A 17,280-nucleotide genomic window follows, 5' to 3' on the forward strand; every position below is an offset into this window, starting at 1 on the left:
ATGGCAACACTAGTTGAAAAATTTTTTGACGATAAAGACGCGTTAACAGCTGAGCTTTCTGCAACGCTTGAGCAATCACTACGTGATGGCATTAGAAACGATGGCCGTGCTGTATTAATGGTGTCGGGTGGCTCGTCTCCTGCGCCCGCTTATAAGCATTTATCAACACTTGATTTAGATTGGCAACATGTTGATGTTGCTATGGTTGATGAACGCTGGGTAGACCCAAGCCATGAAAAAAGTAACGAAGCATTTATTAAAAGCACGTTATTACAAAATTTTGGCAGTGCTGCAAACTTTATAACCATGAAAAACGATGCTGCAACCGCGCAGCAAGGCAGTGAAGTGTGTGAAGCCGCTTACAGTGCTTTAAAAGCGCCATACGATGTAACTATTCTAGGCATGGGCCCAGATGGCCATACAGCGTCGTTATTCCCAAATGCAGAAGGTTTAGAGCACGGTTTAACAACTGAGCAAACAGTATGTGCAATTAATGCGATACAAAGTGATGTGACGGGTAGTATTACTGAGCGAATGACGCTTACGTTAAATGCCATTGCGCAATCTAAAGTGGTTAAGCTTTTAATTAGCGGTGAAGAAAAACTCGCTGTTTATAAGCAAGCAAAAGCGGGCGGCGATGTTAATGACATGCCACTTCGCGCTGTGCTTAATCACCCAAGTATAAATATTGAAGTATATTGGGCGCCTTAATTTGGGGGCTAATTTAACTTTTAAAGGCCGCTTATATAAGCGGCCTTTTTTATTTGCTCAAATTTAAGCCTAAACACTGCAAAAAAACAGTCCTGAACTGTTAACCAATGTTAATGAATAACTTTGGTTTGTATTAAAATCAACCATGAAGTGTGTTGTTTTTGAACAAAATTTATGAGTTTGAGCTGTATGTTTTTTAGCAACGTTCAGATTTAGTTAAATTTTATTTTTTCATGGTCGTTGTCATAAAAGTTTCCCTTCCTTTTTTAGCTCAAAAGCATTAGCCTAAAGGTATTAACAATGAAACATATAAATTAAAATAAACGGAGCAGTAACATGGCGGAGCAACAAGTACAGCCTTTACACAACGAAAAACATGCCAACACTAAAATTCAAAACGGCATCAATGTAGAATTCATGAAAACTCAACATTTAGTGCCAGTAGTTGCACATGAGTTTGCACGCGTAGCAAACGAGTTTCCAATGTCATTCGTTAAAAACAACGAAAGCGGCACTTTTCAAGCTGTTGCTATGTTTGGCTTAGAGCCAGGCGAAAACCTTTTTGTAGAAGATGGTAAATGGACTGCAGCATTTGCACCTATGGCATCTACTCGTTACCCATTGGGCTTAGTTAAACACCCAGATCAAGATCAATACGGTATCGTAATTGACGAAGCAAGTGCGCTTGTTGGTGAAGACGAAGGTAATGCATTATTTGAAAACGGCGAAGAAACAGATTACCTAAAACGTCGTAAAGAAGCGCTTGTATCTTTTATTGAGTTTTCTCAAGTAACAGAAGCGTTCACTAAATTCCTTGCTGATAAAGAGCTACTAATTGCGCAAACGCTAACAGTAGACATTAAAGGCGAGAAAAAAGACATCAACGGTATTTACCTTATCGATGAGAAAAAGCTAAACGAGTTAAGCGATGCTGATTTCTTAGAGCTTCGTAAACGTGGTTACTTAGCACCAATTTATTCTTTCTTAACGTCTACTCATCAAGTAGCACGTTTAGCGCGTTTAAAAGCTAAACAAGCTTAATTATACCAATTGCATTAAATTAGTGATCTATTATAGCGATAAGAAAATGGCTCAATAACAAGGCTAAAATTATGATACATAGTTGTTCTATATAAATAATTTTCAACGTAGTTAGTGAGCTATTTAATACGCTAGAATGACCATGTTTTTAATAAAATTGGTATTACAAACACGTAAAATTTTAAAAAGCGCCTTAAGGCGCTTTTTTTATGCCATTAAACTCACTTTAGTTGAAATTAAGCCCGCAACCATTCACATTAGTTTATAACTTTCCCATAAAAGAACTCATTATGAAAACACCCTTATTAGCAATTTTTGCGAGCAGCCTTTTTGCTTTAAGTAATAGCGTATTCGCTGCAGAGACTCCTTTTGCCATTGCGATTCATGGTGGGGCAGGGACAATAGAAAAAGCACGGTTTACACCCGCTCAAGAAAAGCAGTACCGCGCTAAATTAACAGAGGCCGTAGAGACAGGTTATAAAGTATTGCACCAAGGCGGTGAAAGTTTAGATGCGGTAACTGCGGCAATTACAGTATTAGAGCAATCGCCTTATTTTAATGCAGGGCGTGGAGCGGTATACACTTACGATGGCGGGCATGAGCTTGATGCATCCATAATGGATGGTCGAAACCGTGAAGCAGGCGCAGTTGCGGGTGTAAAGCATATTGAGAGCCCGATTAAATTAGCGCGTTTGGTTATGGATAACTCTGTACACGTAATGCTTAGTGGGCAAGGCGCTGAGGAGTTTGCTAAAGAGCAAGGTGTTGAACTTGTCGAAAATAACTTATTTGATACCGAGCCTCGTTACAAAGCGCTTTTAAAAGCAAAACAAAAATTAGATAAAGCCAAAGCAACCAGTAAAGAGTACCAAGCCGCGCACAAAGCATTGCCTAACTCTTACAAAATGGGCACGGTTGGCGCAGTGGCGCTTGATAAAAACGGTAATTTAGCGGCAGGTACATCCACAGGTGGTATGACGGCAAAACGTTATGGCCGTGTAGGTGACGCGCCGGTAATTGGGGCCGGGACATTTGCTGAAAACGAATCGTGCGCAGTATCGGCAACAGGGCACGGTGAATACTTTATTCGCTATAACGTAGCGAGCGATATATGTGCGCGTGTTAAGTATCAAGGTAAAACCATAGCTGAAGCTGGAGATGAAGTTATAAACGGTGTGCTTAAGCCAATTGGTGGCACTGGCGGCGTTATTATTATTGATACTAAGGGGAATATTAGCTTGCCGTTTAATACCTCTGGCATGTATCGGGCAAGTAAATCGAATACGCAAGCGACCTACGTGGGCATTTTTAACGACGAATAAGCCAAAGCAATTTAATTAACCCCAACTCTGGTTAATAGATTTACTAACATATTGAACCACAATGATATTTGAATTCATTTTTTGCTAGCCAGTTATTTTCAGCGCAGTTAGTGCTGAAAATAACTGCTTGAGATAGATTTATTATTCGCAGTTTAGGTGAATCGCAGCGTTTATATAACAAACAACCCCGTGTTATGCATTTTGTAGGATTAACCCCGGCCGTTTAATTTGATACAATTATGGCTCTTTAACTAATTTTATAAGGTATGCGGGTGGTAAACCTAGGTCAGTTGTTTGGCGAGCTAAAAACGTGCTTGAAAAAAGATCAATTCATTTTCAAAAAACGCTTACATGGCGTAAAAAAAATAACGGATGAAAACAAGCATGCCAACGCGCTTGAAAAAATAGCGGCTGATATAACCCGTAGCCAAGAATTACGTGATAAACGCTTAGCGGGCCTTCCTAAAGTGACTTACCCTGAGCAATTGCCAGTAAGTCAAAAAAAGGAAACAATTAAAGACGCCATTGCAAATAACCAAGTGGTTATTATTGCAGGTGAGACGGGCTCAGGTAAAACAACTCAAATACCTAAAATGTGTTTAGAGCTTGGCCGTGGTGTTGATGGCTTAATAGGCCATACTCAACCACGCCGATTAGCAGCGCGAACGGTGGCTAACCGTATTGCTGAAGAAATGAAGTGCGAACTTGGTCAGCAAGTCGGTTTTAAAATTCGTTTTAGCGATCAGGTTTCTAATAATACGTACGTTAAACTAATGACTGACGGTATTTTACTGGCAGAAATTCAGCAAGATCGATTTTTAAACCAATACGACACCATAATTATAGATGAAGCGCACGAGCGTAGTTTAAACATCGACTTTATTTTGGGTTACTTAAAAAACCTACTTCCAAAACGTCCCGATTTAAAAATAATAATTACGTCTGCAACCATCGATCCTGAGCGCTTTTCAAAGCATTTTGATGATGCGCCCATTATAGAAGTATCGGGTCGTACTTTCCCTGTTGATGTGCGTTACAACCCAACGGCCGATATTAATAAAGAAGATATGGAAGCCGAGGGCGATCAGCTACAAGGTATTTTTGATGCTGTTGACGAACTGTGCGCGGAAGGTCCTGGCGACATACTGATATTTTTAAACGGTGAGCGTGAAATACGCGATACCGCTGATGCACTTAGCAAGCGTAATTTAAAACACACTGATGTATTGCCACTTTACTCGCGCTTATCTAACGCAGAGCAAAACCGTATATTTGCGCCACATTCTCGTCGTCATATTATTTTATCGACCAACGTAGCCGAAACGTCACTAACCGTGCCTGGTATTCGTTATGTAATAGATCCAGGTACTGCGCGTATAAGCCGCTACAGTTATCGTACAAAAGTTCAGCGCCTGCCAATAGAACCTATATCGCAAGCAAGTGCTAATCAGCGTATGGGTCGTTGTGGACGTGTTGAAGCGGGTATTTGTATTCGCTTGTACTCTGAGGATGATTTTTTATCGCGCCCAGAGTTTACCGACCCTGAAATACTGCGTACTAATCTTGCCTCAGTTATTTTGCAAATGTTGGCACTCGGGCTTGGTGATATGGCGCAATTTCCGTTTGTGCAAGCGCCAGATAGCCGTAATATAAGTGATGGTTTATCGTTATTAGAAGAACTACAAGCAGTAAAACCAGACAAACGTGATAGTAAAACGAGTTTAACCGCTTCAGGTAGAGAACTCAGCCGATTACCGGTAGACCCTCGTTTAGCTAAAATGGTGCTCACAGCTCACAAACTTGGCGCATTGCGTGAAGTGATTGTTATTGTGGCGGCGTTGTCGATTCAAGATCCACGCGAACGCCCGCAAGAAAAACGTGCTGCAGCTAACGAAAAACACGGTCGCTTTGACGACCCTGATTCAGACTTTATCGCTTTTTTGAACTTATGGAATTACTTAGAAGAGCAGCAAAGCGAGCTGACTAACGGCCAGTTTAGAAAGCTGTGTCAAAAAGATTTCCTAGCCTATATGCGCCTGCGTGAGTGGCAAGATATTGTTTATCAAATAAGTACTGTGTGTAACGAAATGGGTATGAAAGCAACCAGCCAAGCGGCTGATGGCGAACTTGTTCATAAAGCGCTACTAAGCGGAATGCTGAGCCATATTGGCTTTAAAGATGAGAAGCAAATATACAAAGGTGCACGTAATAGTCAGTTTCATATTTTTCCGGGTTCAGGTTTATTCAAAAAGAGCCCTAAATGGATTATGTCGGCAGAGCTGGTAGAAACCAGTAAATTATATGCCCGCACAAATGCAAAAATAGACATTAACTGGGTAGAACCATTAGCGCAGCATTTAGTAAAACGTAGTTACACAGAGCCACACTGGGAGAAAAAACCAGGTGCGGTAATCGCGTTTGAACAGCAAACTTTGTACGGCTTACTTGTCGTAAATAAACGCCGCTGTGTTTATAGCAACATAGACCCTAAAGTGAGTCGAGAGCTTTTTGTGCGGACTGCATTAGTTGAGCAAGAACTGGGCTTAAACGAGGGCTTTTTAGCGTTTAACAGTGAGCTTATTGAGGATATTCAAGTACTGGAAAATAAGTCTCGTCGTCGTGATATTTTAGTTGATGAGCAAACGTTATTTGAGTTTTACGATAAAAAAATACCCAAAGAAATTAATAACCGCGCTGCATTTTTAAAATGGTATAAAACACAAAAACAACAAAATAAGCATTACTTACACATGACTCGTGAAGAGCTAATGCAGCATGGTGCAAGTAATATCACTGAGTTTGACTACCCTGACACATGGCAGCAAGACAATATTATACTGCCGCTTGCTTATCATTTTGACCCAGGCCAAGCAGTTGATGGCGTTGCGGTACAAATACCGGTAGCACTGTTGAATCAAGTACAAGAGAGTGGTTTTGACTGGCATATACCAGCATTTAGACATGAGCTAATAAGTGGGCTTATAAAGTCATTGCCTAAATCGCTTCGCCGTAATTTTGTGCCAGCACCAAATTACGCAGATGCAGTACTTGCAGCTATTGAGCCAATGCAAGGTAGCTTAATTGATGCTTTAGCTACGCGCTTATTAAGAATGACAGGTGTGAGAGTTGATATGGAGGCGTGGGATTTAACCGCGCTTGCACCGCATTTACGATTGCAGTTTGAAGTACGTGATGAACACGATAAGTTACTTGCTCGTGGACTTGATTTAGCCAAACTTAAAGCAGAGCTGCAAGGTGAAGTAACCGAAACACTGTCTAAAGTAGCCGATAAAGGCATTGAAAAATCAGACCTAACACAATGGGACTTTGGTGAGCTGCCAGCGTCATATGTTAAAAAACAAGGTCAATACGAAATAAAAGCATACCCTGCGCTGGTGGATAAAAAATCAGCCGCTGCAGTGGAGCTTTTTGATAGTGAAGCAAAAGCGCAGCAAGCACATCAACAAGGTTTGCGCCGTTTAGTACTGTTAAATGTGCCGTCGCCAATTAAGTACTTACAACAAAACTTACCGAATAAGGCCAAGCTGGGTTTGTACTTTAACCCATTTGGTAAAATAGCTGATTTAATTGATGACTGTATCGCCGCAGGTGTTGATAGCTTATTAGTGAAACACGGTGATATACGCGATGAAAAAGCATTTGAAACAGTAAAAGAGCAAATACGAGGTGAGCTCGGTGATGCCGTTGTATCGATTGCAACGCAAGTTGAGCAAGTATTAAGTATTGCGCACGCACTGCATAAAAAAATGAAAGGGCGCGTTGATTTAACGATGATAACCGCGCATGGCGATATAAAATCACAGCTTGAGTCACTTATATTTAAAGGTTTTGTGAGCGCGCATGGCGCAGATAAAATAACGGATTTAATTCGTTATTTAAAAGCGATTCAAAAACGTTTAGAGAAGCTGCCTGTGGATCCAAATCGTGATAGGTTATGCGTACTAGAGTTGGATAAAGTTGCTCAAGAGTACAAAAAAGTAGTTAATAAAACGCCTAAAGGCTTGCCTATTCCACAAGAAGTAACCGCTATTTTTTGGATGCAACAAGAGCTTAGAGTGTCGCTATTTGCTCAAACGCTTGGAACTCCTTACCCAATTTCGGCTAAGCGAGTACTTAATGCGATAAAAGAGATAGAATAAAACTTGCATTTTCTATTAAGCTTAGTACCTTAATAGGAGGATTTATTTTTGTTTTGAAAAGGAAGTGACATAGTTATGTCCTCATCGATTGAACATAAAACAAAGCGACTTTTAGTGGTAGACGACGAGTATTTTAATTTTGAAATGCTCAAAGCAGCACTCGCGTCGAAATTTGATGTTAGTTATGCAGATTCAGGGCAAAGCTGTCTTGCATCGGCAATTGCGAGTCCGCCAGATATAATCTTGCTTGATGTTTGTATGCCTGGTCTTGATGGTTATGATACATGCCGAATGCTAAAACACACACCTGAAACAAAAAATATTCCTGTTGTTATGGTATCGGGCCTAGAGTCTCCATCTGAAAAACAAGCAGGGTTTGACGCTGGTTGTAACGCATATGTTGTAAAGCCATTTTCAGTGGGTGCTTTGTTGGAAGAAATTAACACGGTTTTTTAGAGGTAACGTATGTTTACTGATGATAAGCGAAATTTTAGACGCATGCAGATCAATACACCTGCAAATTTAACAACGATAGAACCAATAGCGGGTTTAAGTTTTGCCGCAGAGTGCGTGGATTTAAGCGCAACAGGTTTATCAATTCATTTAGATGAACTACTTGAACCTAATACATTACTGACGGTGAACATTGATTCGACTCACCCAAGTATTGCGCCTTTAAATGCAACAGCAAAAGTAATACGTGCCAGCAAAGAAGATGATGGCACGGTAACAGCAGGTCTTGAAATCATTCAGTTTAACTAACTTGAATCCAGTTAAACTCAATAGTAGATATTAAAAAACCTTACAGATTAAGCCTTTTAAGTAAAAGCCTTCAGGGTAGCTGCCAGCAATTGGGTGATCAGCTGCCTGGTTTAATCGCTCCATTATAAGTAGGTCTTTACCTGCATCAAGTGCTGCATCGGCTACTACTTTTTGAAATAAGTTTTGTTCCATTAAACCAGAGCATGAGAACGTTAGTAATGTTCCACCTGGTTTTAGTATTTGCATGGCAATCATATTGATATCTTTATAACCACGACACGCACCGGTTAGCTGCGCTTTATTATCAGCAAACTTTGGTGGGTCCATTACGATGGTATCAAACTGTCTACCTTCGTCGCGGTATTGGCGTAGTAACTTAAATACATCCTGCTTAACAAAACTTACTTTATTTAAATCTAAGTTATTATGCTCAACATTACGTTTTGCTGTATCTAAAGCGGGTTGAGATACATCTACGTTAGTTACATGCTCACATCCACCACGCAGGGCGTACAACGAAAATGTACCAGTATAACTAAAACAGTTAAGTACCGTTTTACCCTTTGAGAAGCGCTCAAGTGCGGCGCGGCTATCGCGTTGGTCTAAATAAAAGCCCGTTTTATGTCCATCAATTATATCGACTTCAATTTTAAAACCGTTTTCCTCAATAAGTACCGGCTGTGTTGGTTCATTACCCCAAAGAGCGCCTTTTATTGGCTCTAAGCCTTCTTTAGTGCGTACTTCTACGTCTGAGCGCTCGTATATGCTAGAGCCTGGGAAAATAGACATCAACGCGCCAACAATCTCGCCTTTATGACGCTCGGCACCCGCACTTAGTAGCTGACACACTAACACGTTATCAAACTTATCGATTGTAACGCCTGGTAAGTAATCAGACTCCGCAGCACATAATCTAAAGCCTGTGAGCCCGCCTTCTTCAATTACTTGGCTACGTGCTTCTAATGAGCGGCGTAAACGGCGCTCAAAAAAGTTTTGATCGATGACTTCTTTTTCGTCAAAGCTCCAAACACGTGCGCGAATTTGTGAGTGAGGGCTGTAAGCAGCAGTTGCTAAAAACTTACCTTCGCTATCGTGAATCGTTACTGTGTCGCCTAATCCAGGTTTACCTTTAATTTTTTTGATGGCTTTTGAAAATAACCAAGGGTGTTTTCTTTTTAATGATTTATCGCGACCAGCTTGTAGGTAAACGGCAGATGACATAAGGCTTCTCAGTAGTAATAAATAAGCGCTGTATTTTAGTCAAGCAAGGAGCAACATACAATGAATGTTTTGCAAGGTGGGCATAAAGCACGGTAAAGTACGGATAATTTATCGATTCATTAGCTTTTGGAACCTAATAGTGCCTGACGCCGTTTTAAGCCCCGATTTAAAAATACTTAATTCACAATGTAGAGAATTTATAACCTCTTTAGTGCATGCCGATGTAGCTCACGATATTACTCATATAGAGCGAGTGGTGCGCGTTGCAATACAGTTATGTAATGCGGAGCAGGCAAACATGTCAGTTGTATTACCTGCAGCGTGGATGCATGACTGTGTGGCGGTGGCTAAAAATCATCCTGATCGTGCAAAAGCCTCTACTATGGCAGCCGATAAGGCACTGGAATTTTTAAAATCTATTAATTATGACGAGTCACTTTTTGATGAGATTCATCATGCCATTGCCGCTCATAGTTTCAGCGCAAATATAAAAATTAAAACAGTTGAAGCGCAAATAGTACAAGATGCTGACAGAATGGATGCATTGGGCGCTATTGGAGTGAGTCGATGCATGAAAGTAGGCGGATCAATTTCTCGGTTATTGTATAACCCAGAAGACCCTTTTTGTGTTGAACGCGAGGCTGATGATAAAACATACACGCTTGATCACTTTTTTATAAAGTTATTACATATTGCCGATAGTATGAATACGCCATCTGCTAAAGCAGAAGCGAATAGACGTACAAGGTATATGCATGACTTTCTAGAGCAATTAAAGTCAGAAATAGGTGAGTAACGTGAATAATACAAGCATACCTAAATTATCTGGGATTGATCATTGCCATTTAAATGTTGATAACTTGGTTGATGCCGTTAAGTGGTATGAGCGTGTTTTAGGTTTTAGTGTAGTACCCGAGCTTGCCTTTTGGGATGAGGAGGGACGCGGCCCTTTAACACTTGAAGATACTAGTTCAACAACTCGTTTAGCACTTTTTGAAGGTGAGGGACGTAGTAAAGGGATTGCATTTTTGGCAACTGGCGAGCAATTTATTCAATGGCGTAATCATCTTGAGGGTTTAAATATAAAAGTAGTTTTAGCGGATCATGGTGTTACGTTTTCTATGTACTTTAAAGATGAGAGTAGCAATAGCCATGAAATTACGTCACATGACTATCGTTATATAAAGTCTTACTACCCAAATGTTGAGCTTGGCTCTCACAGCGCTAAAAAGAATTAGCTTTCTTGATTTGAATTTTTTATAGCAAGAATATCGTCTAAGTTTTTCACAAATAGTTCGATTAGAGCGGGATCAAAATGAGCTCCTGCTTGCTCTTGCATATGCAAAACTGTTTTCTCTACACTCCATGCCTCTTTATAGGGGCGTTTTGAAGTCAGAGCATCAAATACGTCAGCAACGGCAACAATTCTACCTTCAATTGATATTTCTTCGCCTTTGATCCCGTTAGGATAGCCTGAACCATCCCATTTTTCGTGGTGTTCAATAGCAAGTTTATGAGCGAGTTGTAATAATGGCGATGAAGAATTTGCTAATATTTGTGCACCAATTATGGCGTGTTTCTTCATATGTTCAAACTCTTCAGAAGTTAACTTTCCTGGCTTGAGTAAGATAGCATCAGGGATACCTATTTTCCCAACATCGTGCATTGGGGCGGCTTGGCGTAAAAGCTCTGCACTTTGCTCATCCATACCTAGCGCTAATGCTAATACTTTGCTGTATTGGCTCATACGCACTATATGTTCGCCAGTGTCAGTATCTTTATATTCAGCAGCACGGCCTAGACGTTGTACTAAATCTACATGTGCTTGTTTTAATTGCTCAGCTTGCACTAGCGACAAGTGAGTTTTAACTCTAGCTCTTACAATAGCAGGGCTTATTGGCTTAGTAATATAATCTACGGCACCAAGTTCAAAACCTTTAAATTCATCATTTTCGTCCCCCAAAGCTGTCACAAAAATAATGGGGATGTGTGATGTTTTAGGGTTACCTTTAACTATTTGACATACTTCAAAACCATTCATATCTGGCATCATTATGTCGAGCAAGATTAGCTTTGGTAGTTCTTTTTCAAGTAGTGCCAATGCGGCATCACCCGATTTAGCAAACGACATACGATATTGATTACCTAACACTTCGCGCATTACTTTTAGATTTGCAGGCTCATCGTCAACAATTAATACTCGTGGCCTATCTGTTGTAAAATCCATTAATTAATACTCATTGTTTGTTAGTTTTTCAAGTAAAGTTTCTAGTATTACGTGTGCTTTATCAAAATCAAATTCATCAAAGGCCTCGGCTATAGCATCAACATCATCTTGACAGTTAGCAGGTGCGCCGCGTTGCAGTTTTGCTAGTAGCTCATCATTTAATTCTGCGTTTTGTGCATCTTGATAAAGCGTCTTACACAGTGACTTAATTTCATCAATTGATAGCGTGTCAGAACTATTATCTTCAGGCTTACTACTTGGCTTATCGCAAGTATTAGATGACAGCAGTTGTGAGATGACAAGTAGCTCGTTTTTTATATCGTCTAAAGTACTAATAACTTTAGCGTCACTTTGTTTTTGCTCTAAATCGGTTAATAACTTCATTAATGTTATTAGGCCTAAGTTACCAGCAACACCTTTAAGTGTGTGAATGGTGCTATCGACATCTTTTATATTTGATAATTTATCACTGAATAATGTTTCGAACCGTTTATTACTGTCACTAATAAATTTAGTAATCTCTGTAAGTTGTTTACACTTAGAACCCCAAAGGGCTAACCCTTTTTCAAAATCTATATGCTGCGCTTTAGGATCGCTTTGCGATATAACCATTTCTTTTGCAATACCAAGACCAAGCACTTGTGCTATTTCTTGGTTTAGCTGATTTATATCGACGGGTTTATTTGCAAAGCCATTCATGCCTGCTTTTTTAGCCGTAAGCTTATCTTGTTGTAATACACTGGCTGTGAGCGCGATAATTGGCGTATATTTAATTTGTCTTTGATTTTCTATTGCTCTTATTTTTTGTGTTGCCTCTATGCCATCACACAATGGCATATGTATATCCATTAAAATGACATCAAAGTCTTGTTCTTCAAATACTTTAATCGCTTCAAGTCCGTTAGATGCCTTGGTAACTGCATGCTGATCGCGTGACAGGAGTAAAGAAAGTAGTTCTGTATTTTGCTCTATATCGTCAACTACTAACACCCTAAGTGCAGGCAGTTGTGTGTGTAGACCATCAAAATGATCTATTTTAGTTTCGTCACCTAAAGTAAGCGGCAATGAAAAGTAAAAGCAGGTGCCTTTACCTAGCTCACTTACTAAGTTTATTGTTCCGCCCATAAGCTCTACAAGTTGTTTGCTTATGGTAGTACCAAGACCTGTACCACCAAAACGGCGAGTAGTAGTACCATCGGCTTGTTCGAAAGGTTGAAACACTGCTTGAATACGATCTTTTGCAATACCAATACCGGTATCTTGCACTTCAAAAAACAGATGCTGATTTTGTGTTATGGCAACAGTTACGGTAACAGAGCCTTTTTCGGTAAACTTAATAGCATTACCAATTAAATTAGTAAGTACTTGCCTGAGTCGATCTGGGTCACCGTAATAAGTAGCACTTACTGATTCTTTAATATGAAGTTTAAGTTCTAAATCTTTCTTTTTAGCTTCTAGCCAAAAAGTAGAAATAATACTGTCTATTACTGGCTTTAAACTAAAGTGTATTGGCTCAATAGTGAGCTTACCGCGCTCTAGTTTTGCGGAATCGAGAATTTCATTTAACAATCTAAGCAATGAACGCGCTGCATTATTTACGGTAACTAAATGCTTTTGTTGTTCTTGATCAAGTGGGGTATCCATTAATAGATCGCTAAAACCTATTATAGAATTCATTGGGGTGCGTATTTCATGGCTCATATTAGCCATAAAAGATTGCTTTGCATAAGCAGCTTCTTCAGCTTTAAATTTAGCTTGCTCTAGTTTTTCTTCATATTCTTTGCGTTCTGTAATATCAACTAAAACACCATCAATCCACTTTGCTTGGCCTTGGGTATCAAAGTCGATGCTGCCTTTATCTAAAAGCCATAAGATTTTACCGCTTCTGTGGCGAATTCTGTATTCGATTGAATACTGACGTTTTTCTTCTACGGCTTTTGTGACGGCATCTACAATAGGTTGCTGGTCTGATTTTAAAACTAGATCGTTAAATTCAATGCAATGTTCAGTAAATTCATTAGGGTTATAACCCGTTAACTCGTTGATGCTCGGGCTGATAAAAAGCATGGTCCAGTTATCATCAAGTTTACACCTAAAAGCCACACCTGGCATGTTATCCATTAAAGAGCGATACTTCTGTTCTTTTTCTTCAAGGCTTTTTTGTAAAGCTCGTTGCTCTGATAAGTCTGTTATGAAGCCTACGTATAGAGGATTTTGCCCTGGCTGATTAACTTCTCCAATCCCCAAACGAATCGGGAATAAGTGGCCATTTTTATGCTTTGCAAAAATTTCACGGTTAACACCGATTACTTTACCTAAATCAATATTTTTAGCTTTAGAAAGGTAGCTATCGTGATGCATCGCGATAGCATCATCCATTAGCATTTTAATATTATGATTTTGTACTTCATTTTCGTGCCAGCCAAAAATTTTACTGGCTGATTCGTTAAAGCTCAAAATAATGCCGGTGTGATCAATCGTTACGATTCCATCAACGGCTGTGCCTAAAATTGCGTTTAAGCGAGACTCGTCGGCTGACTTTTCTTCAAGTAACATTTTATATCTGACCATGCCATTAAGTACCGCTACTACGCTTGTAATGGCAATCGTTGCAGTTGCAACCGCGATGGCTACAAAAGTGAGCCCAGCAGAAGCATTTGCGTCGTCATATAAAAGAGGAGATGTTGCAACAAAGCGTGTAGATGCCATGCCCATATAATGCATAGCAGCAACAGCAAAGCCTAATATTATAGCGCTGATGGCTCTATTTTGTAGGTATGATAGTTTTGGAAAAAATTTTTCAAGATTAAAGCGGCTATATAACGCTATAAACGAAAGAGCGACGGCAACTAAAATTGAAAGGCCAAAGGTCAGTGGGTCATAGCGCAACATTGGGGAAAGCTCCATTGCAGCCATACCGCTGTAATGCATTGTACCAATACCAGCCCCTAGTAAGATGGAGCAAATGCTGAGCACTCTAAAGTTTCCATCACTATTTACAAGTATTGATACCGCATACTGACATGCTAATAAAGCAGGAAGAAAAGAGAGTAGTGTGATTGTTGGATCGTAGCTTATATTAGTACATAGCGAAAAAGCTAACATACCTATAAAGTGCATACTCCAAATACCAGAAGAAAATACAGTTGCTGCAGTTATATTTGCTAAACGTTGATAACGAGGGAATTTAGTCTCTTTTGCTAAATCAATGAGCTTAGTAGTAAAAAAAGCAGCAAAAATGGCTATTAATACAGACATTGAGACTAGAAGAGGGTCGTAAACCCCATTGAGTATTAGGCTTGGATCTTGGTCTGTAATGAAGAAAGCTGATAGCATAACGGCTCGAAATATAATCTTTATTTTACAAGTTTAATCTAATTTACTAATAAATGAACCGTTATTTCTAATCGCGCTATAAAGTGACGAATTTTAAGCAAGTTTATTTATTGTTTTGTTATTGAAGTAAATAAAGTGATTTAACTTTCAATTCAAAGAAAACAGACGGCTCAATCTATAGCTTATTATAATAAAGCGGATTAGGAGTTAGGTGCGACTGTATGCCTAGGAGTTTAAAATTGATGGTAATATGGATTATATAAACGGATGCAATATTTAGAGTTTAGGTCGTGTTTGAATATCAACTAAAAAAGAGTACTAGACGCAAAACAGTCGCAATAAAAGTGCATAGTCAAAAGGTAACTGTGTATGCGCCACATTTTGTTGCAAAAAAACACATTGATACTTGGTTATTTGACAAACAAGAGTGGGTTGCAGAACAATTAAAAAAACAATCGTCAATTGATGACACTAAGCAGTACCCCTTTGAATCTAAAAAAATAAGTGTTTTTTCAGAAACTATTTATTTGAAATTGGACTCAGGCCAAGATTCCAAAGTAACCCCGTATGATGACCACTTACTTATTACAATATCTCCTCGAGTTAAAAACACTAATCAAAAGTATCGACAGCTATTAGAGACTTATTTAAAAGAGCAGCTTATTGCTTACATAGAAATGCGTTTAGCGTATTTCTGTACTCAAATGGGTGAAGAGTTGCCAAATGATTTAAAAATAGGTGTTTATAAACGAAAGTGGGGGAGTTGTAATAGCAAGCGAGAACTCACTTTTAATTTACATCTTATAGGTGCTCCTTACCACGCTATAGATTATGTGATTGTTCATGAGCTTGCCCACTTAAAGTATTTAAATCATAGCAAAGCTTTTTGGCAGCGAGTAGAGGCGTTTTTCCCCGATTACAAAACATCATCTAATTGGTTAAAACAAAATGGTATGAGTTTACAGTGGGTGTTTTGATGTTACTGAATATAGGAATATAGGAATATAGGAATATAGGAATATAGGAATAGTAGAGAAGTGGTGGAGGGAGCTGGATTCGAACCAGCGAAGGCTGAGCCGTCAGATTTACAGTCTGATCCCTTTGGCCGCTCGGGAACCCCTCCACACTAATTTTATTGCATTTGGCCCCACTTAACTTAGCGGTAAGAAAAGTGGTGGAGGGAGCTGGATTCGAACCAGCGAAGGCTGAGCCGTCAGATTTACAGTCTGATCCCTTTGGCCGCTCGGGAACCCCTCCAATGCAACGGCGCTGATAATAGCAAATTGCGTATTTAAGTAAAGAAAAAAGCTAAAGAAAATTGAAATAAAGCCGATAAATATCTATCAGTTACCACAATCGGCTAAAGACTATGCAAATAGATGATTTGTTAATCACAGAGAGTCAGTTAAACAGTAGACTCAATAATAGTGTGCATGAAAATCGCCGAGGCGAATTTGCACTATTATTAGCGATGCTGTCACATGACGCACTCGACTTTAGTCAATTTCATTTACCAAAAACTGAAATAGATAATTTAGTTATAGAAGAAGAGGCGTTAAGAAAGCAATTTGGCGCAGGTCCAAAGCAACTTTTAGCCCCTGATGAATATAATATGTTGGTTGGACAATTTAATGCATCATTAATATCTCAAGAAGGAGAGCGCTGTGGTATGACAAGTATTAAGTTAAGACAATGCTTAAGCCCTGAACCACTTGCGATTAGAAATGATGACAAGCATATTCCACTTAATATAATAGATAACTGTGAGCTTGCCGTCAGAAGAAGAATTAAAAGCGAACAAACCCAACTAGCCAATCCTCCTATAGATGCAGCTGCTTTTTACGACAGCCTTAATAATGATGCAATACATCAACCACTTCAACTTATTGCTGTGTGATATATGATTGTAATAATCACCAGTTAATATATGCTTTACAACGGGTCTGCTTTATATATTTGCTAATAATTGATTTAATGAAAAAAAAGCATCCAAAAATTAAATGCAATTGCTATAATGGCGTCAAATGGTATGACATGAAATGCCATTATCATTAAACCAAGGTAATTAGGAACGTAATGAAGAAAACATTCACGCTAAATCACGAGAAAATCAAATACCCTCGTATGGTTGATGCTGCAAAGCACGAAGTGAAAAAATATTTGAAAAGAGAGCGTAATAAAACGCTACCTGAAGATGCTGACTATTGGGCATTTGACTGTAAGTTTGGTAACACAGCTGAAGATGCGCAAGTTGTTCACGTTGCTGAATTAAGTAACCAAATTGGCGAAATTGAAAAGCAAGGTTTGACCTCTTTCTATGTAGAGATTTTAGCTCGACCTGCTCAACGTCAACAGTTAGATTTAGATGATGACGAATAACACCTAATTTAATTAAGTGTTCGAAGTTTTAAAATGAGCCCAAGTGGCTCATTTTTTGTTTTTATGCATTAAAGATTCACCATAAATCATTTTTATTAGTAACCAATAAGTAGAATTTTAC

Annotated in this window: 14 protein-coding genes and 2 tRNA genes; 11 read left to right on the top strand and 5 right to left on the bottom strand. The window is 39.1% G+C overall.

What is annotated here, in order from left to right; translation table 11 throughout:
• The 6 genes from pgl (at window position 1) to GQR45_RS14505 (ending at window position 7,996) form a co-directional block, all read left to right on the top strand.
• Window positions 1–711, top strand: a complete 711-nt coding sequence (gene pgl, locus GQR45_RS14480) for a 6-phosphogluconolactonase (protein ID WP_165726306.1) — start codon at window positions 1–3, stop codon at window positions 709–711.
• 336 nt (window positions 712–1,047) lie between these two features.
• A complete protein-coding gene (locus tag GQR45_RS14485) occupies window positions 1,048–1,752 on the top strand; it encodes a SapC family protein (protein ID WP_002961447.1) in 705 nt (234 codons plus the stop codon).
• A gap of 290 nt (window positions 1,753–2,042) precedes the next feature.
• Window positions 2,043–3,074: an isoaspartyl peptidase/L-asparaginase gene (locus GQR45_RS14490; RefSeq protein WP_010555079.1), complete on the top strand. Its 1,032-nt coding sequence runs from the start codon at window positions 2,043–2,045 to the stop codon at window positions 3,072–3,074.
• A 272-nt stretch (window positions 3,075–3,346) separates the two neighbouring features.
• Window positions 3,347–7,234 (top strand): ATP-dependent RNA helicase HrpA, encoded by a 3,888-nt coding sequence (gene hrpA, locus GQR45_RS14495; protein ID WP_346774206.1) that lies wholly within the window; start codon window positions 3,347–3,349, stop codon window positions 7,232–7,234.
• A 75-nt stretch (window positions 7,235–7,309) separates the two neighbouring features.
• Window positions 7,310–7,690: a response regulator gene (locus tag GQR45_RS14500; RefSeq protein ID WP_007581064.1), complete on the top strand. Its 381-nt coding sequence runs from the start codon at window positions 7,310–7,312 to the stop codon at window positions 7,688–7,690.
• 9 nt (window positions 7,691–7,699) lie between these two features.
• Entirely contained in the window at window positions 7,700–7,996 is a 297-nt protein-coding gene (locus GQR45_RS14505; RefSeq protein ID WP_007581065.1) for a PilZ domain-containing protein, read from the top strand.
• Window positions 7,997–8,026: 30 nt separating this feature from the next.
• Here the strand turns inward: GQR45_RS14505 and GQR45_RS14510 are convergent, their stop codons facing one another.
• Window positions 8,027–9,217: a class I SAM-dependent methyltransferase gene (locus GQR45_RS14510; RefSeq protein WP_007581068.1), complete on the bottom strand. Its 1,191-nt coding sequence runs from the start codon at window positions 9,215–9,217 to the stop codon at window positions 8,027–8,029.
• A gap of 139 nt (window positions 9,218–9,356) precedes the next feature.
• Between GQR45_RS14510 and GQR45_RS14515 the strand changes: the two genes are divergently transcribed.
• Both GQR45_RS14515 and GQR45_RS14520 read left to right on the top strand, forming a co-directional pair.
• The gene (locus GQR45_RS14515; RefSeq protein WP_165726322.1) at window positions 9,357–10,013 is read left to right on the top strand and encodes an HD domain-containing protein; all 657 of its coding nucleotides are present in this window, start codon (window positions 9,357–9,359) and stop codon (window positions 10,011–10,013) included.
• A 1-nt stretch (window position 10,014) separates the two neighbouring features.
• On the top strand, window positions 10,015–10,455 hold the full coding sequence (locus GQR45_RS14520) for a VOC family protein (protein WP_165726308.1): 441 nt from the start codon (window positions 10,015–10,017) through the stop codon (window positions 10,453–10,455).
• Here GQR45_RS14520 and GQR45_RS14525 read toward each other — a convergent pair.
• Both GQR45_RS14525 and GQR45_RS14530 read right to left on the bottom strand, forming a co-directional pair.
• Window positions 10,452–11,444 (bottom strand): two-component system response regulator, encoded by a 993-nt coding sequence (locus tag GQR45_RS14525; RefSeq protein WP_165726309.1) that lies wholly within the window; start codon window positions 11,442–11,444, stop codon window positions 10,452–10,454. The two genes, GQR45_RS14520 and GQR45_RS14525, sit on opposite strands and share 4 nt — an antisense overlap.
• A 3-nt stretch (window positions 11,445–11,447) precedes the next feature.
• Entirely contained in the window at window positions 11,448–14,780 is a 3,333-nt protein-coding gene (locus GQR45_RS14530) for an MHYT domain-containing protein (protein WP_165726310.1), read from the bottom strand.
• 338 nt (window positions 14,781–15,118) lie between these two features.
• Here GQR45_RS14530 and GQR45_RS14535 point away from each other — a divergent pair, with 338 nt between their 5' ends.
• Window positions 15,119–15,757 carry a SprT family zinc-dependent metalloprotease gene (locus GQR45_RS14535; RefSeq protein ID WP_081707863.1) on the top strand — a complete coding sequence of 213 codons (639 nt, stop codon included), beginning with the start codon at window positions 15,119–15,121 and terminating at the stop codon, window positions 15,755–15,757.
• Between the two features lie 61 nt (window positions 15,758–15,818).
• Here the strand turns inward: GQR45_RS14535 and GQR45_RS14540 are convergent.
• Window positions 15,819–15,903: transfer RNA gene (locus GQR45_RS14540), tRNA-Tyr, on the bottom strand.
• Between the two features lie 49 nt (window positions 15,904–15,952).
• A tRNA-Tyr gene (locus tag GQR45_RS14545) sits at window positions 15,953–16,037 on the bottom strand.
• A 112-nt stretch (window positions 16,038–16,149) separates the two neighbouring features.
• Here GQR45_RS14545 and GQR45_RS14550 point away from each other — a divergent pair.
• Both GQR45_RS14550 and GQR45_RS14555 read left to right on the top strand, forming a co-directional pair.
• Complete coding sequence (locus GQR45_RS14550; protein WP_165726311.1) at window positions 16,150–16,677, top strand: VC2046/SO_2500 family protein; 528 nt, start codon at window positions 16,150–16,152, stop codon at window positions 16,675–16,677.
• 179 nt (window positions 16,678–16,856) lie between these two features.
• Window positions 16,857–17,159 (top strand): DUF6172 family protein, encoded by a 303-nt coding sequence (locus tag GQR45_RS14555; protein ID WP_002961433.1) that lies wholly within the window; start codon window positions 16,857–16,859, stop codon window positions 17,157–17,159.
• Window positions 17,160–17,280 lie beyond the last annotated feature (121 nt).

The organism is Pseudoalteromonas sp. SA25, from assembly GCF_011378705.1.
Lineage (GTDB): Bacteria > Pseudomonadota > Gammaproteobacteria > Enterobacterales > Alteromonadaceae > Pseudoalteromonas > Pseudoalteromonas arctica.